The organism is Rhodococcus sp. DN22, from assembly GCF_036669995.1.
Classification (GTDB): domain Bacteria; phylum Actinomycetota; class Actinomycetes; order Mycobacteriales; family Mycobacteriaceae; genus Rhodococcus_F; species Rhodococcus_F erythropolis.
Window position 1 is genome coordinate 4,626,344 of record NZ_CP133326.1, and the last position, 26,112, is coordinate 4,652,455.

24 protein-coding genes and 1 tRNA gene are annotated in these 26,112 nt (G+C 63.1%); 10 read left to right on the top strand and 15 right to left on the bottom strand.

Annotated features, from left to right (window positions below; genetic code table 11):
- Positions 1-2 precede the first annotated feature (2 nt).
- The 7 genes from RA302_RS20945 to RA302_RS20975 form a co-directional block, all read right to left on the bottom strand.
- Positions 3-989, bottom strand: coding sequence for a DUF1839 family protein (locus RA302_RS20945; protein WP_003946304.1), 987 nt, complete (start codon positions 987-989; stop codon positions 3-5).
- Complete coding sequence (locus RA302_RS20950) at positions 989-1,945, bottom strand: amino acid--[acyl-carrier-protein] ligase (RefSeq protein ID WP_007728880.1); 957 nt, start codon at positions 1,943-1,945, stop codon at positions 989-991. Before RA302_RS20950 ends, RA302_RS20945 begins: the two co-directional genes overlap by 1 nt.
- Positions 1,942-3,132 (bottom strand): acyl-CoA dehydrogenase family protein, encoded by a 1,191-nt coding sequence (locus RA302_RS20955; protein ID WP_042448906.1) that lies wholly within the window; start codon positions 3,130-3,132, stop codon positions 1,942-1,944. Before RA302_RS20955 ends, RA302_RS20950 begins: the two co-directional genes overlap by 4 nt.
- On the bottom strand, positions 3,129-3,371 hold the full coding sequence (locus RA302_RS20960) for an acyl carrier protein (protein ID WP_003946296.1): 243 nt from the start codon (positions 3,369-3,371) through the stop codon (positions 3,129-3,131). The genes RA302_RS20955 and RA302_RS20960 overlap by 4 nt, the downstream gene beginning before the upstream one ends.
- Positions 3,364-3,810, bottom strand: coding sequence for a holo-ACP synthase (locus tag RA302_RS20965; protein ID WP_064443926.1), 447 nt, complete (start codon positions 3,808-3,810; stop codon positions 3,364-3,366). Before RA302_RS20965 ends, RA302_RS20960 begins: the two co-directional genes overlap by 8 nt.
- 286 nt (positions 3,811-4,096) lie before the next feature.
- The gene (locus tag RA302_RS20970) at positions 4,097-4,738 is read right to left on the bottom strand and encodes a ScbR family autoregulator-binding transcription factor (RefSeq protein WP_003946317.1); all 642 of its coding nucleotides are present in this window, start codon (positions 4,736-4,738) and stop codon (positions 4,097-4,099) included.
- Between the two features lie 189 nt (positions 4,739-4,927).
- Positions 4,928-5,581, bottom strand: coding sequence for a TetR/AcrR family transcriptional regulator (locus RA302_RS20975; RefSeq protein ID WP_003946303.1), 654 nt, complete (start codon positions 5,579-5,581; stop codon positions 4,928-4,930).
- Positions 5,582-5,735: 154 nt separating this feature from the next.
- Between RA302_RS20975 and RA302_RS20980 the strand changes: the two genes are divergently transcribed.
- From RA302_RS20980 to RA302_RS21005, 6 genes are all read left to right on the top strand, one after another.
- Positions 5,736-5,806 (top strand) — tRNA-Gln (locus RA302_RS20980).
- A gap of 89 nt (positions 5,807-5,895) precedes the next feature.
- Positions 5,896-7,347 (top strand): bifunctional UDP-N-acetylglucosamine diphosphorylase/glucosamine-1-phosphate N-acetyltransferase GlmU, encoded by a 1,452-nt coding sequence (gene glmU / locus RA302_RS20985; protein WP_083291724.1) that lies wholly within the window; start codon positions 5,896-5,898, stop codon positions 7,345-7,347.
- 71 nt (positions 7,348-7,418) lie between these two features.
- Positions 7,419-8,399, top strand: coding sequence for a ribose-phosphate diphosphokinase (locus tag RA302_RS20990; RefSeq protein WP_003946284.1), 981 nt, complete (start codon positions 7,419-7,421; stop codon positions 8,397-8,399).
- Positions 8,400-8,761: 362 nt separating this feature from the next.
- Positions 8,762-9,295: a hypothetical protein gene (locus tag RA302_RS20995; RefSeq protein WP_058226039.1), complete on the top strand. Its 534-nt coding sequence runs from the start codon at positions 8,762-8,764 to the stop codon at positions 9,293-9,295.
- 79 nt (positions 9,296-9,374) lie between these two features.
- Positions 9,375-10,955: an SLC13 family permease gene (locus RA302_RS21000; RefSeq protein ID WP_007728891.1), complete on the top strand. Its 1,581-nt coding sequence runs from the start codon at positions 9,375-9,377 to the stop codon at positions 10,953-10,955.
- The gene (locus RA302_RS21005) at positions 10,955-11,842 is read left to right on the top strand and encodes a cyclase family protein (RefSeq protein WP_070162460.1); all 888 of its coding nucleotides are present in this window, start codon (positions 10,955-10,957) and stop codon (positions 11,840-11,842) included. Before RA302_RS21000 ends, RA302_RS21005 begins: the two co-directional genes overlap by 1 nt.
- 3 nt (positions 11,843-11,845) lie before the next feature.
- On the opposite strand, the gene RA302_RS21010 is transcribed toward RA302_RS21005, so the two are convergent.
- The 6 genes from RA302_RS21010 to RA302_RS21035 all read right to left on the bottom strand — a co-directional run bounded on the left by RA302_RS21010 (position 11,846) and on the right by RA302_RS21035 (position 18,780).
- On the bottom strand, positions 11,846-13,051 hold the full coding sequence (locus tag RA302_RS21010) for a PQQ-dependent sugar dehydrogenase (protein ID WP_070162462.1): 1,206 nt from the start codon (positions 13,049-13,051) through the stop codon (positions 11,846-11,848).
- A gap of 132 nt (positions 13,052-13,183) precedes the next feature.
- Entirely contained in the window at positions 13,184-14,155 is a 972-nt protein-coding gene (gene egtD / locus RA302_RS21015; protein WP_070162464.1) for an L-histidine N(alpha)-methyltransferase, read from the bottom strand.
- Positions 14,155-14,898 carry an ergothioneine biosynthesis protein EgtC gene (gene egtC, locus RA302_RS21020; protein ID WP_243617548.1) on the bottom strand — a complete coding sequence of 248 codons (744 nt, stop codon included), beginning with the start codon at positions 14,896-14,898 and terminating at the stop codon, positions 14,155-14,157. The genes egtD and egtC overlap by 1 nt, the downstream gene beginning before the upstream one ends.
- A 1-nt stretch (position 14,899) precedes the next feature.
- Positions 14,900-16,207 (bottom strand): ergothioneine biosynthesis protein EgtB, encoded by a 1,308-nt coding sequence (gene egtB / locus RA302_RS21025; protein WP_042920949.1) that lies wholly within the window; start codon positions 16,205-16,207, stop codon positions 14,900-14,902.
- Positions 16,204-17,427 (bottom strand): ergothioneine biosynthesis glutamate--cysteine ligase EgtA, encoded by a 1,224-nt coding sequence (egtA, locus tag RA302_RS21030; protein ID WP_054826087.1) that lies wholly within the window; start codon positions 17,425-17,427, stop codon positions 16,204-16,206. The genes egtB and egtA overlap by 4 nt, the downstream gene beginning before the upstream one ends.
- A 78-nt stretch (positions 17,428-17,505) precedes the next feature.
- Complete coding sequence (locus tag RA302_RS21035; RefSeq protein ID WP_070162469.1) at positions 17,506-18,780, bottom strand: APC family permease; 1,275 nt, start codon at positions 18,778-18,780, stop codon at positions 17,506-17,508.
- 14 nt (positions 18,781-18,794) lie between these two features.
- Here RA302_RS21035 and RA302_RS21040 point away from each other — a divergent pair, with 14 nt between their 5' ends.
- Together RA302_RS21040 and RA302_RS21045 are read left to right on the top strand one after the other, a co-directional pair.
- Positions 18,795-19,976: an aminotransferase class V-fold PLP-dependent enzyme gene (locus tag RA302_RS21040; protein WP_070162471.1), complete on the top strand. Its 1,182-nt coding sequence runs from the start codon at positions 18,795-18,797 to the stop codon at positions 19,974-19,976.
- A gap of 82 nt (positions 19,977-20,058) precedes the next feature.
- Positions 20,059-21,519 (top strand): FAD-dependent oxidoreductase, encoded by a 1,461-nt coding sequence (locus tag RA302_RS21045; RefSeq protein ID WP_063316788.1) that lies wholly within the window; start codon positions 20,059-20,061, stop codon positions 21,517-21,519.
- On the opposite strand, the gene RA302_RS21050 is transcribed toward RA302_RS21045, so the two are convergent.
- Positions 21,516-22,721 carry a GAF domain-containing protein gene (locus RA302_RS21050; protein WP_228232777.1) on the bottom strand — a complete coding sequence of 402 codons (1,206 nt, stop codon included), beginning with the start codon at positions 22,719-22,721 and terminating at the stop codon, positions 21,516-21,518. The two genes, RA302_RS21045 and RA302_RS21050, sit on opposite strands and share 4 nt — an antisense overlap.
- A 290-nt stretch (positions 22,722-23,011) precedes the next feature.
- Here RA302_RS21050 and RA302_RS21055 point away from each other — a divergent pair, with 290 nt between their 5' ends.
- The gene (locus tag RA302_RS21055) at positions 23,012-23,620 is read left to right on the top strand and encodes a 50S ribosomal protein L25/general stress protein Ctc (RefSeq protein WP_003946242.1); all 609 of its coding nucleotides are present in this window, start codon (positions 23,012-23,014) and stop codon (positions 23,618-23,620) included.
- Between the two features lie 106 nt (positions 23,621-23,726).
- Positions 23,727-24,302, top strand: a complete 576-nt coding sequence (gene pth / locus RA302_RS21060; protein ID WP_243617547.1) for an aminoacyl-tRNA hydrolase — start codon at positions 23,727-23,729, stop codon at positions 24,300-24,302.
- A gap of 3 nt (positions 24,303-24,305) precedes the next feature.
- Here the strand turns inward: pth and RA302_RS21065 are convergent, their stop codons facing one another.
- Complete coding sequence (locus RA302_RS21065; protein WP_007728923.1) at positions 24,306-25,940, bottom strand: fatty acyl-AMP ligase; 1,635 nt, start codon at positions 25,938-25,940, stop codon at positions 24,306-24,308.
- Between the last annotated feature and the right edge of the window lie 172 nt (positions 25,941-26,112).

Genomic DNA, 26,112 nt, shown 5'->3' on the forward strand with positions numbered 1-26,112 from the left:
TGTTAGACCAACCTCAAGTGTCGATGCGAGTCGACGCCGACTGTGTCGGCAACGATTTCCATCGCCCTCTTCCACGACACGGCCATCTCGTCGAGTTGCTCACGCGGGTCCACCGCGCGGCCCCTGGAGGCACGCGCCATCTGAAACTGCACGCTCTTGGCACCGGATGCCACTTTGCGGAAATCTGGCGCAGCTTCGCCTGTCCCGGAGAAACCTGCAGTGTCCAAGAACTCGCTGGCGTCGGCAGCCAGCTCCGCGCTGGCCCCGCACTGACGAAGTAGCCCGAAGGACCAGAGGTGAAACGCATCCATACCCGCCCCCTGCACCCATTCGAGGTCGTCGATCACCTTGCGTCCCAGCTCTCGCACCGGATTACCCACCGCTCGAACCGCTACATTCCGCCGAGCCACTTCGGCGATGTTTCCGGCGTTGGTCGCGTGAACCGGATTCAACCTGATCTGTTCGACATAGGGCACGAACGAAGGAAGTGAGGAACGATCGAGATCGAAGACGCCGGAGAAATCGTCGCCTCGCAGCAAGTAGTAGCCGCTGTTGTGAAAGTACTCGAGCTCGCCGGCAACGCGATCGATCCGATTGGGCACGATCGTGGTCTTGGTGTGCCCCTCGTGATAGCTCGTTCCAAGAGTGTCGGGAAGCCAGTATCCGTCCACTTCAACCGTCGACAGCATCCCAACCGCGAGGTTGTCCTCGACATGGATCAGCGGTGCCCGCCAGACGTTCATCTCGGCGACTTCGATTCCGTACAGCGCGTAGATGTCCTCGGCCTTGAGCTTGAGGAACGTCCACTGAGTCCCGTCGAACCGCGATGAGAAGGCACATGCCAATGCCGGGACGGGGTCCAATCCCAGCGAATGCAACACTTCGATCCACAGATCCGTGTAGCAGTTGGTCTGCGCCCACACGCGGTCGTCCTGGTGCAACGAATGGGGCCGGTAGCGATCAGGTGAAATGTCGATCAGCCGTGACATCAGATGCCCATTCGTTCACGAACGGAGGTTGGCCATGCAGCCACGTCAAGACCATGAGTCCGCAACAAGGACAACGCGATTCGCTCCATCCCGAAGCCGACGCACGAGCTGTGTGCCACCTCCCCCTCCGCCGTTCGGATGTCGAAGTTGACACCGAAATGGTCGAGATGGTTGTTCGAGGACACGATCGCCGTGCCCTCGTCGAGATCTCCGTAGAGCCGAACTGTCAGTTCCGTCTTGAGATTCTCTTCACGCTGGTTGGCTGCAAGCATCTTTCCGGCGCGCCCGAAGAAAGGATCATTGGCGATCACCGGGGTAGCGTCGAGTTCGAGCCGGCCGAGCACCTCGAGCCCCCGCTCGATCCAATGCTCGCGATGCGCTCGCGCTGCCGCGGCGTCACCGATCGTCACGAACTCGTGCATCCGAAACGCTTGCATGCGAGCCGGATCGATGGCCGGTTCGTGCCGGAAGCAAAAACCGTAGATGTCCAGCAGCACGCCGCCTTCGGGCAGAACTCCGGTGTACCGCGCATAGGCAGGATGGCACGCTGCGGACACGAGCATGGTCTCGGTCGGCTCGAGGTGGCGGTCCCACGATTGTCCCTCGGCGCGATCGGCCAGCAGTCGCGCGTGATCGCGATTGGAACCGGCGAAGGTGTTGATGGCGCCGGTGAGGTTGGGAAACGAAGCGATGTAGTCGGTGCGCTCGAAACTGCTCCGCGGGAACACCGGCGGGAACCGCAGCCGAGTCGCGGCGTCGCCTGGCCCCGCTGCAATCACCACTCGGTCGATACCGTCGACGATGTCCTCGAACACGCCGGAACGCCCGTAGAGTCCCGGCACCTCCGTCTCGACGAGAAGTCCTTCGACGAGCAGTTCACGTTGAAATGCAGCCCGGGCCCGATCCAGATCGGTCTCGCCTGTCACAGTCTCGGTCGTCACAGTCTCGTTCGTCATAGCGTTCCCCGGTATCCGATGGCCATGTGCGCTGAACCTGCCATGATTCGATCGTTGTTCACCATCACCGCTGCGCCGTGCGCGTCACGAAGGTGCCGACCGAGCGAAAATTCGGTGTCCTCGCGATATCCCGAGATTCCACAGATCAACATTGTCTGCCCCACGATTTCCACCACCGCTGTCGACGCTGTGACTTTCAGGTTGTTCATCGCGAGCGAAAATCCCACCGCTCCCGTCGCCTCGAAATCGGCAACGCCTTCCTCCGCGTGGACTGCGCGGTCGTACCTGCGCGCAGAGGCGCCGACGAGATCGGCGAATTGTTGTGCCGAAGCGGCAACTTCGGCGAGCCGCAGCGCTCCGGGGGAAGTGACCCCGGGCTGCTTGCGGGCGGCGGCACGCACGTACTTGCGCGCCTTCTCGACTGCAGCGTCGGCAATTCCCAACCACACCGAACTCCAGACGACGTGCGAGACCGGAAGCATCGTGTGGGTGGAGATATCGGAATACGGTACGTCGGCGACCATCTCCGGCGTCGAGGTGGCCCGAAGGATGTAACCGAGACTGCAAGTTCCCCTCAGCCCCAGCGTGTTCCACTCGGTGGTGCGTTCGAGCGTCAGGTCTGGGGTACGACACACCACGAGAACCTGATCGTTCGGCTGACTCTCCGGTGTTCGCCGAGCCGTCACGACTATCGCGTCGGAGTGTTCACCGTACGAAATGACAGGCGCGTTCTTGATCAACAGCAGGTGACCGCCCAAGTCTTCCACCGCGCAGTAACTCCGGCTGACGTCACCACCGATTCCCAGCTCAGTGGTTGCCGATGCCAACAGCAATTGCTTGTCGACCGTTTCTTCGACAAACTCGCGTAGTGCTTCGGTGTTGCCGTGCTTGACCAACGAGTATATCTGCGTCTGATGCATCGCGAAAATCATTCCGCTTGCTGCACAGCGTGTTCCGATCACACGGGCGATCTGCGACACTTCCTGCAGCGAGAGCCCTTCGCCGCCTAGTTCCCTCGGCACAGCTACGGACAGCAGCCGTTCGCTTCGCATGGCGTCGACAGCTTCACGCGGAAACCTTGCTTCTGCATCGACTTCGTCGGCCCACACCGCTGCAACTTCGTCGGCCAACCGTGCGGCCCGCTCGAGGGCCGTTCCGGTGGAGCACTGCGATTGCGGAGCGTTCATGCAGCACCCAACTCCGTCAACGCACCCTCGATCGCCTTGACGCTTGCGAAAGTACTCTTCCGCAACAACTCGTCAGGGAACTCGATGTCGAACGAATCCTCCAGTGCCAACATGACATTCACGCTCGCGTGCGACGTCAAACCCAACTCGTAAAGATCGGCCTCTCCGTCGATCGTGCTCACGTCGACTGCCAGCCGACCGTGCTCGACGAGCACTTTCCGAATTGCCTGATCAATCATCAGCGATGTCGTCCTTCTTTTCGATGCGAGCGCCCGAGCGTGTTGCGATCACCATTGCGATGGCCACGTCCGCTTCGTGCGAGATAGATACTTGAAAATCGTGCAGATCCTGGGTCCGCGCGAGTTCCGCGGCATTACCGGACAGCGTCACCCCACAGCCACCCCACTCGGCCCGAGTGATTTCGATGGAACTCCACGGAACGGAAACGTCACCAGGCCGCAGTACCTTCACCACAGCCTCTTTGGCGGCGAAACGTGCAGCCAATCGTTGATCCCGCGCCGGCCCGGCGCACGTCTGCAATTCGTGCGGGGTGAAGGTCCGATCGAGATACCTCCGCCCGAAGAGTTCGATACTTCGAGTGACATCCACGACGTTCACTACGTCACAGCCGATCCGCGGGCCGATGTCGAGCATCGGCGTCGGCGCAGTGTCACCCATCTGTCGACTCCCCATCTGGGGTCGTACACGCCGGGCAGCCCCCTATGCTGCCCGGTGCGCCGACGCCGTCACCCTGCCCTGACAAACCTTCATTCTCAGCAATTCTTCAGCTACTGATAGAACATACCGCAATCCGAAGATCGACGGCAAGATCGGACTTCCAGATTCCCATCAACACTATAAACATACTCTTAGTTTGTTTCGAATGCAGAACAAAGAGAACAATGTCCCTACCAGGACATTTGCAGCAAATTGACCAAAGGAGCAGTGCGGAGAGCCAGTGATTTCAGTGATCACTGGCAAGGCGACGGGCCGCGAATTGCCTGAAGTACTCCACTTTCGATTCCGGGACCACGATCGGAAGTATCAGGTTCCACGATGCCTTCATGGAGTCCGAAAGCTCACGAACGGTCCCGGTCGCGGCTGCCATCAGCCGAACTCCCGACGCAACTTCCAACAGGAAACGAGCAATGTCAGCAGAATCCGCGTCCGAACGCAGATCACCTTCGTCTGCCGCACGGCTGGCAAGTTCACGGTAAATGTCGAGCCACACGTCCAGAGTCGCCGGCCCGGAGCCCCGATAGTCCCCGATCTCGACCAACAAGCGGAACGTAGCTCTAACCATGGCGTCATGCGCACCGATGTCGACGATGACCGACGAAATACCGATCAGTGACTCGAGCGCGGGAGTTCGACGGTCCAACCAGAGCTCACATTTTGCGTCGAAACGTGCCGAACCTTCGTCGATCACTGCCCGCGCGAGTTCTTCCTTGGACCCGAAATGGAAGTACAGGGCGCCTTTGGTCACCTGCGACTCGGCGATGATCTCGCTCAAGCTGGCATTGGCATAGCCCAGGCGCAAGAACACACCCGCTGCTCCGCGCAGCACCGAATCACGGGTGGCTTCTGCCCGCTCTTGCCTCACCATCGATCCGGCCTCCAATCACCACACATCGAACGAATTCTTGGTCTTACCCGTTCACAGCGTCAAAATGGATGGCACGGTTCGGCATTCAACCCACCCTGCAAACAAATGAGACATTTGCCCATCAAACGATCGTGATACAGCGAACACAGCTTAGACCGCGATCCATCTCTGCGCGGCAGGCGCGCCTGGTTAACCCTCCAATTGTGGATCGGCTTCCAGATTCGTCAGCCCATTCCAACACAAATTCACGAGGTGAGCGGCGACAACTTCCTTCGACGGAGTCCGTTCGTCGAGCCACCAAGTAGCCGTAGTGGACACCATGCCGACAAGCGCCTGTGCGTACATCGTTGCTAGTCCGGGGTCGAAACCGCGTCTGGAGAAGTCCCCCGCCAACAGGTAGCCCACCTGACTGATCGCGTCGTTGAGGAGGCTCGAATATGTCCCACTGGGCGCGACAACGGACGAATCGCGCACGAGTATCCGAAATCCGTCGGTGTGCTCTTCCACGTAGGTGAGCAAAGCCAACGCAACCCGCTCAACTCGAACTCTCGAGCGATTTTGTGAGAGCGAAGACGTGATCATCTCGAGGAGTCGCGACATCTCCCGGTCCACTACGACGGCGTACAGCCCCTCCTTGCCGCCGAAGTGCTCGTACACGACAGGCTTGGACACGTTCGCGCGCTGGGCGATCTCCTCGATCGAGGTCGCTTCGTATCCCCGTTCGGCGAACAATGCCCGCCCGATCTCGATCAGCTGTTGCCGACGTTGGGTACCGGTCATCCGGATCCGTGTCACTCGTTCGGGAACTGGATCCCCGCCACCCGAACCGGACACCGTCGCCATTGTCTTCCTCTCGCCGACACACAAATTACTGCTGTGGACGCTCAGCCTATCGGGACTTCAGGGGCCCGATCGGAGGAGCGGTTCGACCTACGGCGGGTCGGCATGCGATTATTCTTTCGCGCGTTCGGCCGCAAGGCTCGGCAATGCGTGGCAATCCGCCGTGGTGTAATGGCAGCACCTCTGATTTTGGTTCAGATAGTTCAGGTTCGAGTCCTGGCGGCGGAGCTGGTGAACAACATGCTTTCCCGAGCGGAAATGTATGTCTTGATCGACAGTTTGATCGACAGTTTGATCGACAGAGGGAGCTCAAACCAGTGCAGACCGCCGTGATCGTTCTCGCAGCGGGTGCCGGTACACGAATGAAGTCGAAGACTCCCAAGGTCCTCCACACTCTCGCCGGACGCAGCATGCTGGCACATTCGCTTCACGCGGCAACCTCACTGAATCCCACGCACCTGGTGACCGTCGTCGGTCACGATCGTGAGCGTGTCACCGAAGCCGTGAACGCAGTCGCCGGGGAACTGGACCGTTCCGTCACCGTCGCCGTTCAGGACGAGCAGAAGGGCACCGGGCACGCTGTCAGTTGTGGGCTCGAGGGGTTGCCGGCCGACTTCTCCGGGACCGTACTCGTCACAGCCGCCGACGTGCCTCTGCTCGACGGCAAGACCATCGCAGACCTCCTCGCCCAGCACACGGCTGCTCCCGCGGCCGCGGTGACGGTGTTGACGTCGACGGCCGTCGACCCCACCGGCTACGGGCGAATCCTTCGTACGACGGACGGCGAGGTGAACGCCATAGTCGAGGAGAAGGAAGCCACCGATTCGCAGCGCTCGATCACCGAGGTCAATTCAGGGGTCTACGCCTTCGACTTCGAAACTCTGCGCGACGCGCTGGCGTCCCTCGACTCCAACAACGCACAACACGAGTTCTATCTCACCGATGTGATCATGATCGCCCGTCGCGCGGGCAAGCGTGTTCGTGCTCAGCACATCGCGGATTCGGTTCTCGTCGCGGGGGCCAACGATCGCGTGCAGCTCTCGATGCTCGCCCGCGAGATGAACCGTCGGATCCTCGAGAAGTGGATGCGTGCCGGCGTCACCGTCGTCGATCCTGCGAGCACATGGATAGATTGCGGCGTGCACGTCGCACAGGACGTGACGCTCCTGCCCGGAGTTCAGTTGACCGGCACGACCTCGGTGGGCGAAGACGCCGTGATCGGCCCGGATACCACCTTGGACAACGTGAGAGTCGGTGAGCGCGCAGTCGTCGTCCGCTCGCACGGGACCGACTCCGTTGTCGGCGCGGACGCGACTGTCGGCCCCTTCGCCTATCTCCGGCCTGGTACCCGCCTCGGGGCACACGGCAAGATCGGCGCCTACGTGGAAACCAAGAACGCGGATATCGGGGAGCATTCGAAGATTCCGCATCTTACCTACGTCGGCGACGCCACCATCGGCCATCACAGCAATATCGGAGCTTCGAGCGTCTTCGTCAATTACGACGGGGTGAACAAGAGCCGTACTGTGGTGGGGTCGCATGTCCGAACAGGCTCCGACACCATGTTCGTCGCCCCTCTCGTCGTGGGAGACGGCGCATACACGGGTGCGGGCACGGTCTTGAAGAACGACGTACCGCCTGGGGCGCTCGCCGTCTCGGGTGGGGTGCAGCGCAACATCGAGGGCTGGGTCCAGAAGAATCGTCCCGGCACACCCGCGGCCGATGCCGCTGCAGCAGCTGCACAACCTGACGGCCCTGCAACAACCTGACAGCCCTGCACAACAGACAGCACAGATCACCACCAGATCGACCGGCAAGCACAAAAGGACGGCATGAACCAGTGACTGCGAATTGGATCGACAACCAGAAGAACCTGATGTTGTTCTCGGGTCGCGCACATCCCGAGTTGGCGGAGCAGGTGGCGAAGGAACTCGACATCCGCGTCACCCCGCAGACCGCGCGCGACTTCGCGAACGGTGAGATCTTCGTTCGATTCGAAGAGTCGGTTCGCGGCTCCGATGCGTTCGTCCTGCAGAGTCATCCGGCACCGCTGAACACGTGGGTGATGGAGCAGCTCATCATGATCGACGCTCTCAAGCGTGGATCGGCAAAGCGCATCACCGCCGTTCTTCCGTTCTACCCGTACGCCCGCCAGGACAAGAAGCATCGCGGACGCGAGCCGATCTCCGCTCGCCTGATTGCCGACCTGCTCAAGACCGCCGGCGCCGATCGCATCATCACGGTCGACCTGCATACCGATCAGATCCAGGGCTTTTTCGACGGCCCCGTCGATCACATGCACGCACACAGCCAGTTGGCCAACCACATTCGCGCGGGCTACAACCTCGAGAACATCACGGTGGTGTCCCCCGACTCGGGCCGCGTTCGTGTCGCCGAGAAGTGGGCCGACTCGCTCGGCGGAGCACCGCTGGCATTCATTCACAAGACGCGCGACCCGTTGGTACCCAACCAGGTCAAGTCCAACCGCGTCGTCGGTGAGGTCGAAGGTCGCACCTGCATCCTGATCGACGACATGATCGACACCGGCGGAACCATCGCCGGCGCGGTCAAGGTGCTCAAGGAGGCCGGTGCAGGTGACGTCGTCATCGCTGCAACCCACGGCGTCCTCTCCGACCCTGCGGCCGAGCGTCTGTCGACGTGTGGCGCGAAGGAAGTTGTTGTCACCAACACACTTCCGATCGACGAGTCGAAGAAGTTCCCGACGCTGACGGTGCTGTCCATCGCACCGCTGCTCGCTCGCACCATCAAGGAAGTTTTCGAGAACGGTTCTGTGACTTCGCTGTTCAACGGCAGCGCCTAGTCTCGCGCCGCACTACGGGCGCGTACCTGTGACTTCACGGTCACCGGTACGCGCCCGTCGTCGTCTTCGTGAACCTCTCAGAAACAGACCACCCGGTCATCATGAAACCACCTGTGGGACACACGAATACCGCCGAATGCGACGATTGGCATGATCTTGATCACGCTACCGTCGAGAAACCCAGGTCGATGTTGGGGCGGTGTTCACCGCGCCGCAATCTTCGCCTAGTGTGGCTCGTCGTGATCGACGCGCAAACCCTGGAATCCCGGCCCGAATCTCATTCCCTGAATTCATCAGTTCCGACGATCCGGCGGTGGCGCCCAGGATCTTGTGTCTGGTGCGGAGACGACAACTCCGTGGACATGTTCCGCAACGAACCCCGCTGCGGAAAATGCCGTGAAAACGAAGGCATCATCGACGACGCCAAGCGCTTCCTCGGCATGTACGGTCTGCGCCCGCTCGGCGGCACGCTGCAGTCCGACGACGACGAAGAGCGCGAGTACCGCGTCAACGCACGCGAGGCACGCCGAGTCCTGAACGAGATCCGTATGGACGTCCTTCCTGATGCGGCCGCTGTTCGCAAGGCAATTCGGCCCCGCGCCGCAACGGTTGTCGCCGACACGTCACCCGCACGCGCTTCCCGCCCCGCCAGCACGGGCACAGCGACGCGCGTTGCCGCTCCGGTCAAGACCGACACCGTGGACATCGACACGCTCCAGACGCGCGTCCTAGGGCTTCTCGATCAGCTCGGTTCGATCGACGAGCAGATCAAGGTCGCCGAACTCGCACAAGGGTTGCCGGCTCGCGCACGACTGAGCGATCTGAACAAGCAGAAGGCCACGGTTCTTCGCACGCTGGCCGCTCTCGAGAAGGCCCGCATCGCCGCCTCCAACTAATTCCCCTCGCGTCCGTCCCACGGCCCCGTCTCACTTGCGAGACGGGGCCGTTCTGTATGAGCAGGTACCTTTACGAATCGTGAATGACATCACCATCACTTTCGTCGTGCTTGCACTGGTCGTGGCGCTGTTCGTGATCGGCCGAATCCCGGTCGGCATCATCGCGATCGGCACTGCCCTGGCGCTGTACGCCACCGGTGTGATCACGATGGAGCAGGCGCTCGCCGGATTCGGCGATCCCACGGTGGTGTTCATCGCCGCGCTTTTTGTCGTCAGCGAAGCCCTCGACGCCACCGGTGTCACCACGTGGGCGGGCGAGAAACTGCTGGCGAAAGTCGGCGAATCCCGAGTCCGTCTCGTGAGTGCGATCATGTTGCTGGTTGCCGCGTTGACCGCATTGATCAGCGTCAACGGGGCCGTAGCCGCGTTGGTACCGATGGTGGTCGTCTTGGCGGTACGTCTCGGTAAATCGACGTCACAACTGCTTCTGCCGTTGGCATTTGCCGCCCATGCCGGATCGATGCTCACCTTGACCGGAACACCGGTCAACATCATCGTTTCCGAAGCCGCCGAGGAATCCGGGGCCGGTGCTTTCGGGTTCTTCAGTTTCACCTTGGTCGGTGCGCCGCTCGTATTGGGAACGATTGCGATCGCCGTACTTCTCGGTCCTCACGTCCTCCCCCATCGTGCTGGGACGTCGATGTCGCCTGACCTGAGCCGGCATGCCAAGACCCTCGCGAAGCAGTATCAGCTCATGGGAAAGGATGCGCCGTCCGCAGAGCCCTTGATCACCAAGCACGACGGCGTCGTCGAAGTGATCATCCCGCCGCGCTCGGAAATGATCGGCGACAGGGCTTTTCCGGGCATGGTGACCGACAGTGGAGATCTGGTGATACTCGCAGTCCAGCGCGCCGGTGAGGACTGCGGCCCCAAGGGCGTCAAGTTGGCGGCCGGTGACACGCTTCTCCTGCAAGGAAGCTGGGACGATCTCGACACCCACACCGCCGTCGATCCGAACGTCCTCGTGGTCGACGCACCTGCCCAGATCCGTAAGCAGGCAGCCCCGTTGGGAACCCGCGCGGTCATCGCTCTCGTCGTCGTCGCGGCGATGGTAGTGATGCTGACGTTCGGATTGGTGCCGTCCGCGATAGCCGGACTCCTCGCGGCATGTGCGATGGTGCTGCTACGAGTCATCAGCGTCGAGCAGGCGCATCGGTCCATCTCGTGGACCACGTTGATTCTCGTCGGCGGAATGATCCCGCTGTCGACCGCAATCCAGCAGACCGGCGCGGCCGAAAAGCTCGCTCATGCGTTTGTCGACGTCGTCGGTGGGGCAAGCCCGTATGTCGTCGTCGCCGGACTCTTCGTCGTGACGGCGACTCTGGGCCAGCTGATCAGCAACACTGCAACCGCGTTGATCATCACGCCGATCGCGATCTCGGTCGCCATCGAACTCGACATCTCGGTGCTGCCCCTTCTGATGACGGTCACCGTCGCTGCCGCGGCCTCCTTCCTGACGCCTGTAGCCACTCCCGCGAACATGATGGTGATGGGCCCTGGTGGTTACAAGTTCGGCGACTACTGGAAGCTCGGACTCCCGATGTTGTTGTGGTTCCTGATAGTTGCAACGGTGTTGATCCCAGTGATCTGGAGTTTCTGATGTGCTCACCGAAGGTCTTGTCGGAGGTCTACGAATCGATCGGACGCGAAGGCAGGAAGATCAGCCGTCGATCGATGTTCGCGGCGCTGGGCACCGGTGCCCTCGGCGCGACCGTCATGGCCGGCGCTGTACAGCCCACTGCGTCGGCAACGCCAACAGGTCAGACCATCGTCGATCTGACCCACGTACTGACGCCGGAGTTCCCGGTGTGGCCGGGCGCGCGCTCGTTCGAGATGAGGAACCTGGCGAAGATCGCCGACGCCGGCGGGTCTCTGGGCTCGCTCGGCTCCGCCGAGTCAGGTGGAAACTTCTACCTCAACGAACTCCGCCTCGAAGAACACACTGGTACTCACATCGACGCTCCCGCACACGCCAGTGCGGACGGAATCACCGTCGAGAAGATTCCCGTCGCCGACCTCGTCGTGCCGATTGCGGTCGTCGACATCAGTGCCCGAGCCTCCGTCGACCCCGACACACTGCTCACCCGCCAGGACATCCTCGATTGGGAGTCCCTCCACGGGACCATCGCTCCCCGCAGCCTGGTTGCGATGAACTCGGGTTGGGATACCCGGGCCGGTGCCGGTGGCGCCTTCACGAATCGAGATGCACTCGGCGTGCAACACACACCGGGATTCAACCCCGAGGCGATCGACTTTCTCGTCCGCGAGCGCAACATCGTCGCCGTGGGCTCGGACACCCTCAGCATCGACGCGGGCCGAAGCACCACCCACGGGGCTCACCGAAGCGCTTTGGGCTCAGGAAAGTACGCAGTCGAAGCCCTCGCAAATCTGTCCGCACTTCCGGCCGTCGGCGCCACGGTGATGGTGGGAGCGCCGACGCATGCGGGTGGTTCGGGTGGTCCGTGCCGGGTCATCGCCTGGTACTGAAGATCAGGGCGTAGGCGTCACCCGCAGCACCTTGTCGCCGGCGCCGTTGTCGGTGGTCACCAGGAGCGAGCCGTCGGGCGTCGGGGTCACCGACCGCAAGCGACCGAACTGGTTCTCCAACCCGAAGGTCTGCGCGTCGACCGAGCGTCCGTCGGCATTCAGGCGGAGGAAGATCAGTTCCTTGCTCTTGAGGCCACCCATTACGAGCGCACCGTCCCAGGCACCCCATGCAGCTCCACCGGTGAAGGCAGCGCTGGCGGTAGCCAACGTCGAGCTACCCGAACGCCACACCGCCGCAATCGCTCCCGGCACTCGCACGGGATCGGTCATCGGCACGGATTCGTCGTACGTTCCGGGAAGCCGATCCGGGCGGTAGCCGTAATTTCCGCCGGGGGTAAGCAGGTTGACTTCGTCGTCGACGCTTGTGCCCTGTTCAACCGAGTACACCCGGCCGGTTCCGGGTTGCACGGCCAAGCCTTGGACGTTGCGGTGCCCGAGCGTGTAGACCGGGCTGGAAGCATTCGGATTCCCCGCCGCCGGAGTTCCGTCGGCGTTGATGTGCAAGACCTTGCCGCCCAGCGAATTCGGATCCTGGGGGACGCTCGGCGTCGCGGTGTCACCCGTCCCGACGAACAGCGTTCCGTCCTGCGCCGCAAGAATTCGGCAACCCCCGTGACGCCCGGACGAGACCGGGATTCCTGGCAGTACAGTTCCGGTTCGCGTGAGTGCGGTCCATCCGGCGTCGACGGTCCACGAGATCACTCGAACGTCCGTGACTCCCCCAGCGCTGAATCCCTGGCAGGTGTAGAGGGTGCGCGACTGAGCGAAGTCGCGGGCAAGCGCGATACCCATGAGGCCGGTTTCGGACTGCGCGTAGAGATCCGAAAGGTCAGCAGCGACTGGACCTGTCGTGTTGTCGCCTCGGCGAACGAAGAATCCGCCGGATCGTTGTCCGGTCAGGATTGCACCGTCCGGGGCCGCCACCACGTCCCAGGGGTGGTCGAGTCCGTCGACCAGTGTGGTGACCGACAACTGCGGGAGGGTGTCCTCGATGGGTATGTCCGGGTCGTCGCTCCCCAACGATCCGGTGCTTCCGTTGCCGAAACTGCCGGGGTCGAAGGGGAATGGTTGAGCCACGCTCTGCGTTACCGGCATCACCAGTACTGCAGTCAGGGCCACGGTCAATGCGGCGAGCTTCGGATGACGCACGCGTTCTCCTCGGGTCGGAAACCGTTCTGCGCCTCACTATAAACAGACAAATCGGTCTGCGCTGCCGGAACCGAGCGCACAGAAGTCGTTCCCAGACGCGGAAACCCGCGTTTCGAGTCGATTAGAGAACGCTCACGCCCGCTGCGCACACAACAGCGCAAAGCGCTGATCCCGATCCGTCCACACCTTCCGCACCCCGAAGCCCGCGGACGCGAGTTCCGCGGCAATCCCCTCCTCGGTGAACTTCGCCGAGATCTCGGTGCGCAGCTGCTCGCCCGCTGCGAAGGTGATCTCCAGATCCAGGTCGTCGATGTGCACCGAGACTTCACGAAGTGCTTCCAGGCGCATCTCGATCCACTCGTTCTCGGCATCCCAGAGCGCGACGTGACGGAAGTCCTCCAAGGGAAAGTTCGCTCCCAGTTGCTTGTTCAGGACCGAGAGAACATTGAGATTGAACTGAGCAGTCACACCGGCAGCGTCGTCGTAGGCGGGCACGAGGACTGCGGGATCGATCACCAATCCCACGCCCAGGATCAGGTTCTCACCGGGATCGAGCACCGCTGCAATGCCCGAGAGGAACTCGGCGCGTTCTGCCGGAACGAGATTGCCGAGAGTTCCACCGAGAAACGCGACCGCCCGCCGTCCACCACCTGGCAGATGATGCAGCGAACCGGTGAAGTCGCTGACCACTCCGAGCACGTCGATTCCGGGAAACTCGGCACCGACTTGCTGCGCCGCACCTTCGAGGGCCGTCACCGAAACATCCTGTGGTACATACGTTCGCAGAGTTCCGCGAGCCGTCATCGCGTCGAGGAGTAACCGCGTCTTCTCAGAGGAACCTGAACCCAGTTCGATCAGGATCTCGGGTTCGGTCAACGCCGCGATCTCGTCGGCGTACCGAGCGAGCAGGCCGCGTTCGGTACGGGTGGGGTAATACTCGGGTAAGGCCGTGATCTCCTCGAACAGTTCACTTCCACGCGCGTCGTAGAACCATTTGGGCGAGAGCCACTTCGGCGTAGCGGTCAAGCCCTCCCTGGCCTCGGCTCGCAATGCGTCGACCGATTCGGTCGGTGTCAGATAAACCTCGAGCGTAGGGGTTTTCATTATTCTCCCATCGGTATCGGGGTGATGATCAAATGGCCGGGACGCGCGCAGACGATGTGCCGGTCCGGCACCTGCTCCCAGTCCGGTGAACGATCGGACGGTTCGGAAACGACCAGTGCCCGCGACTCGTCGACCCGCGTGTACAACGTGTGGCCCCACGCCGTGGCCCACAGTTCCTGCCCGTCGCCGAACAGGAGGTTCAATCGTGAATCCGGTGCCGCCGCAGCCACATCGTGAACGAGGCTCGTCACGGCGGCTTCCGCGGGCTTCGACTTCAACCGATGCCGAAGCACTGTCCACAACAAGGCAGCATCCGTCGGCGCGGGCATCTTCAGCAATTCGACGGCCGGAACTTCTGCTGCCAAGTCGGCGAGTGAGCCAGGCCAACCGGATACCGCTCCGTTGTGGCTGAAAGCGTAGGTTCCGTCGACGAACGGTGCGCAGGCACCGATCTCGACGGCCATCCCCTCCGTCGCGGAACGTACGGCGGCGAGAACGGATCCGGAAACGATGTGGGACAACGTCTCGTCGACTGTCGGGTCCGACCAGATCGGCGAGATACTGCGGTACCGTCCCTGCCTTCCACCGTTCCACCACACCGCGCCGAATCCGTCGGCATTGATGGTCCCGCCGCCACGCATCTCACGAGGTGCCCACGACTGTCGCATCAGTGAGTTCTCGCCGTCGTGGAGGAGTTCACGAACCGAACGCGGCGGCCCGAGATACCCGAGGTGCCGACACATGTCAGGATCTACCCGAAATCGTTCTGGCGCAGCGAAAACCCGAGAAGATCTGGCGCCTGATCGGGTGGTCCCAGTTGCGGAACGTCCCCCGGCAGGCAACGCTGTCGGTCCCGAACGATCCCCCTCGCAACACTTTGTAGTCGCCGCCGAAGAACACCTCCGAGTACTCCCGGTAGGGGAAGGCCCGGAAACCCGGATACGGATGGAAACCCGAAGACGTCCACTCCCACACGTCACCGATCAACTGCTCGACACCTGCTGCCGATGCACCCGCCGGGTACGAGCCGACGCCGGCGGGACCGAGATGGCGCTGACCGAGATTGGCAAGTTTCTCGTCTGCGGACACGTCCCCCCACGGGAATCGTCGCGATCTTCCGGATTCCGGATCCCACCGCGCGGCCTTTTCCCATTCCGCCTCGGTGGGAAGCCGTTTGCCTGCCCAGCACGCGTAGGCCTCGGCTTCGTAGAAGCTCACATGCACGACGGGCTTGTCCGGTGGGACCGGAGCCTCGACGCCGAAAGTCTCGTGCCACCAACCCGAACTGTCGCGTTCCCAGAACAGTGGTGCACGGAGCTTCGCGTCGACGCGATGCCGCCAACCGTCTCGAGACCACAGTTCCGGTCGGGAATAGCCGCCGTCCTCGATGAATTCGACGAACTGCCCATTGGTGACCGGGAATCTGTCGATCGCGAAGTCGGTGAGATAGACCTGATGCGCAGTGCGCTCGTTGTCGAGTGCCCACGGTTCGTCGTCGGTCCCCATGACGAAGGGGCCGGCGGGGATCGTGACCTCGTCGAGTTCCGGCATGCGGGCCGCTTGCGGAGCGGGTGTGGCAACGAGTGCCGTGGGTCCCGAACGCAATTGGTGTGTTGCGAGCATGGTTTCGGCGTGTTGCTGCTCGTGCTGCGCGATCATCCCGAAGGCAAAACCGTCCATGTCGAGTTCTGTGCGTCCGAAGGTGCTTGCTTCGAGCACATCCCAGACCTTCCCGCGAACCGTACGTACGTATTCGCGCGCCTCGGCCGGGTTGAGCAGGGGAAGTGTGGGTCTCGACGATCTCGAATGCTTGAACGCGTCGTACAGCTCGTCTATGTCGCTACGCACCGGATCGCGGCCACCGACATCTCGCACCAGCCAGAGTTCCTCTTGATTGCCGATATGCGCCAGGTCCCACACGAGTGGACTCATCAACGGAGAATGCTGAGCGACCAATTCGGTATCGTCGACGCAGTCGGTGAGCAGCGTCGACCGTTCACGCGCTCGCAGAAGTACGGCCTCGACCGCTTCCTTGGTGATCTCCCCCGTCATGTGTCGCTCTCACCGGGCACAATTGCGCGACAACACCGTTCGGCTGCGGCATCGAGAAGACGGACAAACTGCGGCTCCGGCGCGTACGACGCGGCAAGCGACATCAGAGAGGTTGCCGCCGAACGCAGTTCGACGTCGTCCAAACCGTACTCTGCCGCATCCCGCCATCTCCCGGCCGTCGACGCTGCGGCATCACTCGCCTCACGCATCACGGCAGGCCCGGACAGCAACGCGTCGATCGCTGCTACCGGTACTCGCCACAGATCTCCCGGCTGCGCATCGATGTAGCGAACCTCCAGATGGCCGACAGCGCGAACCGGCGGGAACAGCGTGGACAGGTGATAGTCCAAGTCCGCCCAGACGGGTCGGCGTCCGATCTCGGCATCCACAGCGCCGTCTATCCAGTCCCCGAAAGTGGCACCCCGCGGAGCCGTCCAATCGTCGCCCTCGTTTCGCACACACATCAGCGGAACATCGAGCGCCCAGCCGGCGTAGTCCTGCACTTCCGGGACTGCGACCGTTCGCCAGGAATCGAGTTCGAGCCACGTCCGCATGCGTTGGGACGCCCAATCCCCTCTCGGAACCCCTTGCAAGCGTGGAGAACACGCAAACGCAGCGATGAGCGCCGGCCCCATGTCCCCGAGGAGCCGCCAACGCTGGGCAATGGACTCCGGGCTGCCGCCGGCATCGACACTGACCTGCACTGCTGCTGTATTGCACATCATCAAGGTGCCGTACGGTCCTATCCCGGCGAAGCGGGATTCCATTGCGCAATAACGTGGCAACCGGAGAATCCGGGAAGGTGGTCGGGCGACGTCGGCCGCGGCAGAACTGATTTCGATGGAGTACGACGCGAGGAGTGTTTCGAGAGTACGACGGTCTTCGTCGAGACAGTCACACAGTTCTCGGGCGGACGTCCGCGGCGCTGACGAGAGTTCGATCTGTCCGCCAGGTTCTACGGTGACGAGGCTGCCACGAGGAAGCGGAACCGCTGGTGAATCCGGGTCGATACTGGTGGGTGCGTGTCGCCCGAGTGCCTTTGCCAGAGTCGCTGCTGACGGCCGCTCCCCACCGGGAACCTGGCTGGTCAGCCACTCGAGCTCAGCTCCGACCAAACGGGGTGGCCCCTGTTTGAAGCACACACCACCGACGTAGGCCTCGGCCGCAGGACGTGAATCCACCTGCGTGGTCTGTGCTGCTGTCAACGCTGCTGTCACCATTCGACTTCCCCTTCGGGCGGTCTTCGCGGTCGCTACCGACGATAGAACGCCAACGTCCGAGATGCACCCTTTGTGGTGTTACGTGTCGTTGAATTTCTTCAGTCGTATCCACCGGTACCCACAACCGGCCAGAACCACACCTGCGCCGGAAACAACCGCGATCCACGGAAGTGTGACCACCAGAACGACACAACCAGCCGCGCCGACCGCTTGCAGCAACTTCGGATACATCCGGTCCACACCGCGTTGGCTGTACGCACTCACGTTCGCGACGAAGTAGTAGAGCAGCACTCCGAACGACGAAAAGCCGATCACCCCACGAAGATCGGTTGTCGAGACCAAGGCGATCACAACGGCACCGACCACAAGTTCCGCATGGTGAGGGACCCCGTACCGTGGATGGACGGCAGCGAGGGCCACTGGCAGATCGCGCTCGCGGGCCATCGCCATCGCCGTACGACTCACGCCGGCGATCAGAGCCAGCAGCGCCCCCGCCGACGCCGCCGCGGCACCGATCACCACTACGGGAACGGCCCAACTCCACCCGACTGCGCCCACCGCATCTGCCAGTGGTCGCGCCGAATTCGCCAGCCGATCAGGTCCCAGCGTCACCAACAGCACCACCGCTACCAGCGCATAGAGGACAACGGCGACGGTGAGTGCGATCAGGATCGCCCGCGGAATCGTTCGACGCGGATCACGCACTTCCTCCCCCAGCGTCGCGATCCTGGCGTAACCGGCGAACGCGAAGAAAAGCAGCCCCGCCGCTTGCAGAATTCCGTACCACGACCCGAATGCGAGATCCGGGAACTCGCGCACCGCACCAGGACCGACGACGGCAACCACCAGCGCTACACACAGCGCCGTCGTCGACACGGCGACGATCACCCTGGCCATGTGCGCCGTCCGCGTGACTCCGCGATAGTTGACTGCAACCAGCGCTGCCACCACCAATACCGCGACGGGGACACGCCAGGCCGTAGGCGCAACATACGTCGCAAAAGTCAGAGCCATTGCCGCGCAGCTCGCGGTCTTCCCGATCACGAACGACCAGCCGGCGGCAAACCCCCACCAGGGTCCGAGCTGCTCACGTCCGTAGACGTAGGTCCCACCTGAAGTGGGGTATCTGGCCGCAAGCTGCGCCGACGACGTCGCGTTGCAGTAGGCGATGAACGCTGCAATCACCAGGCCCACAAGCAACCCGGTACCGGCTACTGCGGCAGCAGGCGCGAACACCACGAAGACTCCGGCGCCGATCATCGCGCCGAGGCCGATCACCACGGCATCGGCGGTGCCCAGTCTTCGCTCCATCGGGACAGCTTCGTTCACAGGTAGTTTGAACCACACCGACATGAACGGAAGGTGCCATGTTCGATCTCGACACGATCCGCCGCGACACTCCCGGATGCCTTGACAAGGTGTTCCTCGACAGCGCGGGATCCTCGCTCCCGCCCGAGCCGGTGCCGGCCACGATGATCGAGCACCTGCGACGTGAAGCCGACGTCGGCGGATACGTCGCAGCTGCTCGTCAGAGCGGCGCCCTCGCTGCTGTTCCCCATTCGCTGGCCCGGGTCATCGGTGCTCAGGCAACCGATATCGCTTTGACGGACAGCGCGACCCGCGCGTGGAACGACTTCCTCGCTGCCGTTCCGCTCGGACCCGGTGATCGAATTCTCATCAGCGGAGTCGAATACGCGAGCAACGCCATCGCTGCACTGGGGCGGGCGCGTTCGACCGGTGCCCACGTCGAGATCATCCCGAGCGATCAGTACGGACGCATCGACCTCGACGCACTCGAGAACATGCTCGACGATCGTGTTCGCGTCGTCTCCGTCGTCCACGTCCCCACCAACGGCGGCCTGATCAACCCCGTCCGCGAGGTCGTCGAACTCGCGAGGGCCCACGGCTCGCTCGTTCTGCTCGACGCATGCCAGTCCGTCGGCCAATTGCCCATCGACGTCACCGAACTCGGCGTCGACGCCCTCAGCGCAACCGGCCGCAAGTGGCTCCGCGGGCCACGCGGAACCGGATTCCTGTACGTCCGCCCCGGACTCGTCGACGCACTCGAACCCGCTGCGATGGACCTGCACGGAGCGGAATGGACCGGCGAGAACAGCTTCGTACCCGCACCGGACGCAACACGATTCGAGCTCTGGGAAACGAGTGTCGCTGCGCGCCTGGGTCTCGGCGTCGCCGCCGACTATCTGCTCTCGATCGGCACCGACACGGCGTGGGAGCAGATCGAATCCCGAGCAGTCACGCTGAGGGAAGGTCTGGCAGCGATTTCCGGAGTCGAAGTCCGCGATCGAGGAACCCAACTGAGCGGCATCGTTTCCTTCACCGTCGACGGTATCCCCGAGCACTTGGTGCGGGATCAGCTTGCAGCACAGAACATCACCGTTACCGTCAGTGGTCGCGGGTCCACCCTCCTCGACATGGATGCCCGCGGGCTCGATGCCGTGGTTCGCGCATCGCCGCACTACTTCGTCGACGAAGCCGACCTGGACACATTTCTGGGCGCGGTCAGGGGATTACAAACCTCCCGTTGACCGGGACCATGCCTGATCTGTGGAAGTCGAAACTGCAACTGTGGGGTGATCAGCAGTTTCGCCTTCCGAGAGGACTATTCGCATGGCCGACCCCACCGTCAGACCGATCTCCGCTGCCGACATCACCACCTGGGACTACGAGGCCGACGTCGTCGTCGCGGGATACGGCATCGCCGGCGTCACCGCTGCGATCGAAGCAGCTCGTGCCGGCGCCGAGGTGCTCGTCCTGGAGCGGACGGGCGGTTGGGGCGGAGCCGCGTCACTGGCTGGTGGATTCATCTACCTGGGCGGTGGAACGCCGTTGCAGAAGGCGTGCGGGTTCGAGGACTCGGTCGAGAACATGAAGACGTTCATGAAGGCAGCGCTCGGCCCCGGAACCGACGATACGAAGATCGACGCGTACTGCGAGGGCAGCGTCGATCACTACAACTGGCTCGTCGACGCCGGGGTCCCGTTCAAGGAATCGTTCTGGGGTCAGCCCGGCTGGGAACCGCCGTACGACGACGGCCTCATGTACTCGGGAGGCGAGAACGCCGCGCCGTTCAACACCCTCGTCGATCCCGCGCCCCGCGGACACGTTCCGCAGATGTCCGAGAAGAACACCGGCGAGAAGGGCGGCGGCTACATGCTGATGAAGCCACTCGTCGAGACGGCCGAGAAGCTCGGTGTCCGAGCAGAATACGATCTGCGCGTCCAAACTCTGGTGGTAGACGGCGATCGGGTTGTCGGCGTCGTCGCCAAGCGTTACGGCAAGGACGTCGCGATTCGCGCACGCAAGGGCGTCGTGCTGGCGATGGGCAGCTTCGCGTACAACAACGAGATGGTGCGCTCGAACGCACCGCGTATCTTCGGCCACCCGGCGGCCTCCATCGAGGCGCACGACGGCCGCGCAATCCAGATCGGTCAGGCACTCGGCGCCGACACCGCACACATGGACGCCACCGAGGTCGCGTTCTTCTGCGACCCACAGTTGATGGTGCGCGGCATTCTTGTCAACGGCCGCGGTCAGCGATACATCCCCGAGGACACCTACCCCGGCCGCATCGGCCAGGCAACGCTGTTCCAGCAGGATAACCAGGCATTCCTCGTGATCGACGAAGCTGCGTACGAGGAAGGCATGAATGCCGAATCGTCCAGTGCACAGTTGCGGGCGCAGCCGAGCTGGGTGGCGGAGACCGTCGAGGAACTCGAAGGCGAGATGGGATTGCCCGCCGGATCGCTGCAATCCACCGTCGACCTCTACAACCGGCACGCGGCTGAAGGTTCGGATCCGGTGCTCGGCAAGAAGTCCGAGTGGGTGAAGCCGATCGTCGGCCCGTTCGCGGCAATCGATCTCCGTGGCCGCACAGGCGGATTCACGCTGGGAGGATTGAAGACCACCGTCGATTCCGAGGTTCTGCACGTCTCGGGTGCGCCGATCCCCGGACTTTTCGCAGCGGGTCGCTGCACGTCCGGTGTCTGTGCGGGCGGTTACGCCAGCGGGACAAGTCTCGGCGACGGCAGCTTCTTCGGACGTCGTGCCGGAATCAGCGCGGCGCGCTAGATCACCACAACTCGCACGCCCTCGGCAAAGCGGTACGGCTGAGTCTGCAGGACTGCGCCGAGGTGTTTCCTCAGTCTGGACACCTCGGCGCGCACTGCCACGACATGCTCGCGATCACCGAAGAGCACTTCGCTCAGGCCTGCGGCATCCACACCTGCCGAACCGACGGCTGCCAGTGCCCGCAAGATCTGGGCGTGACGCGGCGAAAGCGCGCGCGTCCAGTTGGCGTCACCACGCACCGTCACCTGCGGCGATGCGCCGAGGGCCAGCTCCAGCTCGATCAACGGCCCGCCGACGCCGGTGCGCAACAGCCAGCCGTCTCCGAGCGGCTCAGGCAGACACATCCCCAGACCTGGCACGATGACGGGCTTTCCCGCACTGGGTGCTGCCACACGGTCGGGCGCGGCAATCCCGCTGGCGCCGGCTACCCAGCCGAACTCGTCGACCACCAATGCCGGACCTGTGCCTGCCGCGAACAACGGCGCCGCGCGCGAGCGCAGGCGCTCGAGCGAAGCCGCGTGCTCGCGCCACAGCGTCGCCTCCGCGAGGCGAACCGCGGTGCGCACCAGCGCGACGGTGGTGGGATGAACCGAAGCTGCGGATCCACTGATGTCCACCACGCCCAGGATCTCGCCCGTCCGTGGGTCGTGCACGGGCGAGCCGGTACACGACCAATTGTGATGCGTGGGCGCATAGTGCTCGGCCGAGAAGAGTTGCACCGCAGAGTCTTCGATCAGCGCGGTACCTATCGCGTTGGTCCCCACCGACTGCTCCGACCAGCGTGCGCCTTCCGCGAACCCGAGAGCGTCCGCCGCACGTTTGACGGTCTTCGCCCCTTCGCGCCAGAGCAGGACACCGTCGGCGTCGGCAACGACCACGATGAAGCCCGCGTCCTCGGCGACCTCGGTGAGCGTGGTTCGCAGTTCGGGCAGAACGCTTCGCAGCGCGGTACGCGAACGCCTCGCCTCCAACTCGGAGAAATCGGCAACAGTAGACGCACCGCAGTGATCCGGCGTGAGCCCGCCGGCGGCCACCCTCGACCACGACCGCGCCACGACGGTCCGCGGCTGCGCCGGTGGTTCCTGGCCGGAGAGAACTGCGTCGTGCACCCGACTGAGTAGGCGAGCATGCTGCGACAGGTCGGTACCCGGCACGACGGCACCGAGCCGACTGCCTTCGGGAGCGTTCCCCACGATGGTCACTCCGTCAGGCTACCGCTTTCGATGTGACGCGAACCACGTCCACACGGCCAGGTCCCCACCACCTGCGATTAGCGGCCGGGAGCAAACTCCGGTAACGTATCCGAAGTTGTCTCGGCGAGGGTGAATCGCAGCAGTTCCACACGTTGCAGGTTTACCGTGATCGACGCGGCTACGGCTCAGCTCGAGCGTTTCGCTCCTGGCCGTGTGCGCGCCTGTCCGCCTTGCCGCAGGCAAAACCACACGTCAGTAAACCGAGCACGAACCCCGTGAGTTGTAGGAGCCGTTTCATCATGTCTGAAGAAAACAACCTCGTCGCCGTCGTCCGCACCGAATTCGGCAAGGGCGCAGCTCGCCGCGCACGTCGTGACGGCCAGGTCCCCACGGTCCTGTACGGCCACGGTGAAGATCCCCGCCACCTCAATGTGCCGGCTCGCGACTTCGCCGCCATCCTCCGTGCACACGGCACCAACGCCATCCTCACCCTCGACATCGAGGGCACGGAGCAGGTTGCACTGACCAAGTCGGTCGTCGTGCACCCCATCCGCAACTACATCGAGCACGCCGACCTCCTCGTCATCAAGAAGGGCGAGAAGGTCACGATCGACGTGAACGTCATCGTCGTCGGCGATGCTGCTGCAGGCACGATGGTCGCGCAGGACGCATCCACGATCTCCATCGAGGCCGACGCGCTTCACATCCCCGAGCAGATCGAGGTTTCGGTCGAGGGTCTCGAGATCGGCACCCAGATCCTGGCCAGCCAGCTCGAACTGCCCAAGGGCTCGACCCTGCAGGCTGACGCCGACACCCTGATCGTCAACGTCGTTGCTGCACCCACCGAGGCAGACCTCGAAGAGGGCGCAGAAGCTCCCGCCGCCGACGAGGCTGCAGAAGAGGCCTGATCCTCTCGGTTCCAACAGAACTCACTGCGCGCGGCGCGTCATTCCGATTCGGAGTGACGCGCCGTTCGTGCGTAGCAGGAAAAATCAAGCCAGAAAGTAGCGTCCGTTGAGCACAGATACCGCCCTCGTCATCGGCCTGGGTAATCCCGGCCCCCAGTACGAGAAGACCCGGCACAACGTCGGCTTCATGGTCGCCGGCACCCTTGCCGGGCGCATGGGCGGAAAGTTCAACGTACACAAGAAGAGTGGTGCCGAAATCGTCGAAGGTCGCCTCGCCGGCCGGCGCGTGATTCTCGGAAAACCACGCTCGTACATGAATCTCTCGGGTGGCGCTGTCGCCGGTCTCGCACGGTTCTTCTCGGTCGACGCCGCGAACATCATCGTCGTCCACGACGAACTGGATCTCGATTTCGGGACGATCAGACTCAAACTCGGCGGCGGCGGCGAAGGCGGCCACAACGGCCTGCGGTCCATTTCGAGTTCGTTGACCACCAAGGACTACCTGCGCACGCGCGTCGGGATCGGTCGTCCGCCGGGCCGCATGGACCCGGCGGACTACGTTCTCAAGCCGTTCTCGTCCACGGAGCGAAAAGAACTCGACCTCGTATGCGAAGAGGCTGCGGATGCAGTGGAGCTACTGCTCGAACTCGGGTTGGAAGCCGCACAGAACCGCCTGCACTGACGGTCAGTTACCCAGCAGTGCAGCCGAATTCGCGCGGCGGAGCTTCCCCGACGACGTCTTCGGGATACTGCCGGGACCCAGGACCGCAACGGCGCGAGGTCGGACACCGACGTCGGCAACCACGGCGTGGACCACTTCGCGTTCGATACGCTTGACCTCTTCCGGATCTTCGAAAGCGTTGGTCTCGACGGCGACTGCAAAGCTCTCACGCTTCTGGCCGGCGTCGAGACGAATCGCGACGGCATTTCCGGGACGCACACCGGCAACGGTTCCGGCCGCCCGTTCGATGTCTGTGGGGTACACGTTCCGGCCGCCCATGATGATGACGTCCTTGACACGCCCGCACACCACGACCAGTCCTTCTTCGGTGAAGTACCCGACGTCACCGGTGTCGAGCCAACCGTCGGCGTCCTGGGCCGGCTTGTGTCCGTCGACCGTGACGTACCCGGGAGTGACTGCCTTGCCGCGAACCTCGATGATTCCGACACCGCGGGCCGGAAGCACCTGACCGTCACGGTCGACGATGCGTCCCTCGAGGTCAGGCACCATCTTGCCGAGTGTGGCGAGGGCACGAGCGTTGGGGCGATTGGACGGCACCGCTCGAGACATCGATTCGAGAAAGTCTGGATCGACGTAGTCGAGGACCTGACCTTGATCGGGATCCGGAATCGACACGGCGAGCGTGGTTTCCGCCATTCCGTACACGGGCGCCAGCGCAGTCGGGTTCAAACCGAAACGCGCACCGGCCTCGGCGAGTGCATCCATCGTGTCGGGATCCACCGGCTCGGCGCCGTTCCACATGTATCGGACGCTGGACAGGTCGACTGCCCCGTCTTCCGCCTGTGCGAGTCGACGAGCCAAGAGCGAGTACGCGAAGTTCGGTGCGGCGGTGACGGTTCCGCCGTACTTGCCCATCAGTTCGGCCCACAGCACCGGGGTGCGCAGGAAATCCATCGGCGTGATGCTGATGACCTCTGCGCCCACCTGCATCGGAACCGTGAGAAAACCCACCATGCCCATGTCGTGGAAGAGCGGAAGCCAGCTCACCATCACGTCGTCTTCGATGGAGAACTTGATGCGGTTGATCATGGCGTAGGCATTTGTGTAGAAGTTCTCGTGCGTGATCTGCACAGCCTTGGGCGAACCGGTGGAACCGGACGTCAACTGCTGGAGTGCGATATCCGATTCGGCCGTCTCCACGGGATCGATCGACGTTCCGCTGCGAAGCTCGTCCACCGTCACGACGGTGATGCCACGCTCTTCGAGGAGCGGCTTGGCCGCGTCGAAGGGCGCACCCAGAATGACGGCTTTTGCGGAGATCATGTCGATCACAGTCTCGGTGTCCTGAGCCCAGACGCCCAGATCCGTTCGGGGGGTCGGCTGATGCAGCATCGTCACCGACGCACCGCGCATCCACGTCGCCTGGCAGGCAGGTGCGATGTCGACGGGCTGTCCGGCGAGAATGCCGATCGCGACGCCGCGATCGATACCGACCTCGGCCAGGCCGCCGGCCATGCGCCTAGCCTCCTGGTGGATGTCGCCCCAGGTCTGACGGAAAGCGTTGTCCGGCTCTCCCGTCACCAGGCCGCGGTCGGTGACTGCGGCGGTCGCATACATCTCTTCGGTGAACTTGCTCAACGCAACTCCTCGGTCAGTGTCACTCTTCGATCAGTGCAACTCTTCGCAGGACACAAATGGCTGTGTGTTCGAACACACACATACATGGATAATCAGCGATCGTTCGCCGAGTGTTACGCCGCAGTGGCTACTGCCTCGTGGTCTGCGAGTATCCTTTCTCTGTTGTGCTGCC

Coding starts and splice junctions, on each gene's coding strand:
- RA302_RS21055 (WP_003946242.1), top strand. CDS start 23,012: ATGTCTGAAGAAAACAACCTCGTCGCCGTCGTCCGCACCGAATTCGGC.
- RA302_RS20950 (WP_007728880.1), bottom strand. CDS start 1,945: ATGACGAACGAGACTGTGACGACCGAGACTGTGACAGGCGAGACCGAT.
- RA302_RS20955 (WP_042448906.1), bottom strand. CDS start 3,132: ATGAACGCTCCGCAATCGCAGTGCTCCACCGGAACGGCCCTCGAGCGG.
- RA302_RS20975 (WP_003946303.1), bottom strand. CDS start 5,581: ATGGCGACGGTGTCCGGTTCGGGTGGCGGGGATCCAGTTCCCGAACGA.
- RA302_RS21005 (WP_070162460.1), top strand. CDS start 10,955: ATGTGCTCACCGAAGGTCTTGTCGGAGGTCTACGAATCGATCGGACGC.
- RA302_RS20995 (WP_058226039.1), top strand. CDS start 8,762: ATGTTCCGCAACGAACCCCGCTGCGGAAAATGCCGTGAAAACGAAGGC.
- RA302_RS20960 (WP_003946296.1), bottom strand. CDS start 3,371: ATGATTGATCAGGCAATTCGGAAAGTGCTCGTCGAGCACGGTCGGCTG.
- RA302_RS21040 (WP_070162471.1), top strand. CDS start 18,795: ATGTTCGATCTCGACACGATCCGCCGCGACACTCCCGGATGCCTTGAC.
- RA302_RS20945 (WP_003946304.1), bottom strand. CDS start 989: ATGTCACGGCTGATCGACATTTCACCTGATCGCTACCGGCCCCATTCG.
- RA302_RS20970 (WP_003946317.1), bottom strand. CDS start 4,738: ATGGTGAGGCAAGAGCGGGCAGAAGCCACCCGTGATTCGGTGCTGCGC.
- egtD (WP_070162464.1), bottom strand. CDS start 14,155: ATGAAAACCCCTACGCTCGAGGTTTATCTGACACCGACCGAATCGGTC.
- egtA (WP_054826087.1), bottom strand. CDS start 17,427: ATGGTGACAGCAGCGTTGACAGCAGCACAGACCACGCAGGTGGATTCA.
- egtB (WP_042920949.1), bottom strand. CDS start 16,207: ATGACGGGGGAGATCACCAAGGAAGCGGTCGAGGCCGTACTTCTGCGA.
- RA302_RS21045 (WP_063316788.1), top strand. CDS start 20,059: ATGGCCGACCCCACCGTCAGACCGATCTCCGCTGCCGACATCACCACC.
- RA302_RS20965 (WP_064443926.1), bottom strand. CDS start 3,810: ATGGGTGACACTGCGCCGACGCCGATGCTCGACATCGGCCCGCGGATC.
- egtC (WP_243617548.1), bottom strand. CDS start 14,898: ATGTGTCGGCACCTCGGGTATCTCGGGCCGCCGCGTTCGGTTCGTGAA.
- RA302_RS21035 (WP_070162469.1), bottom strand. CDS start 18,780: ATGTCGGTGTGGTTCAAACTACCTGTGAACGAAGCTGTCCCGATGGAG.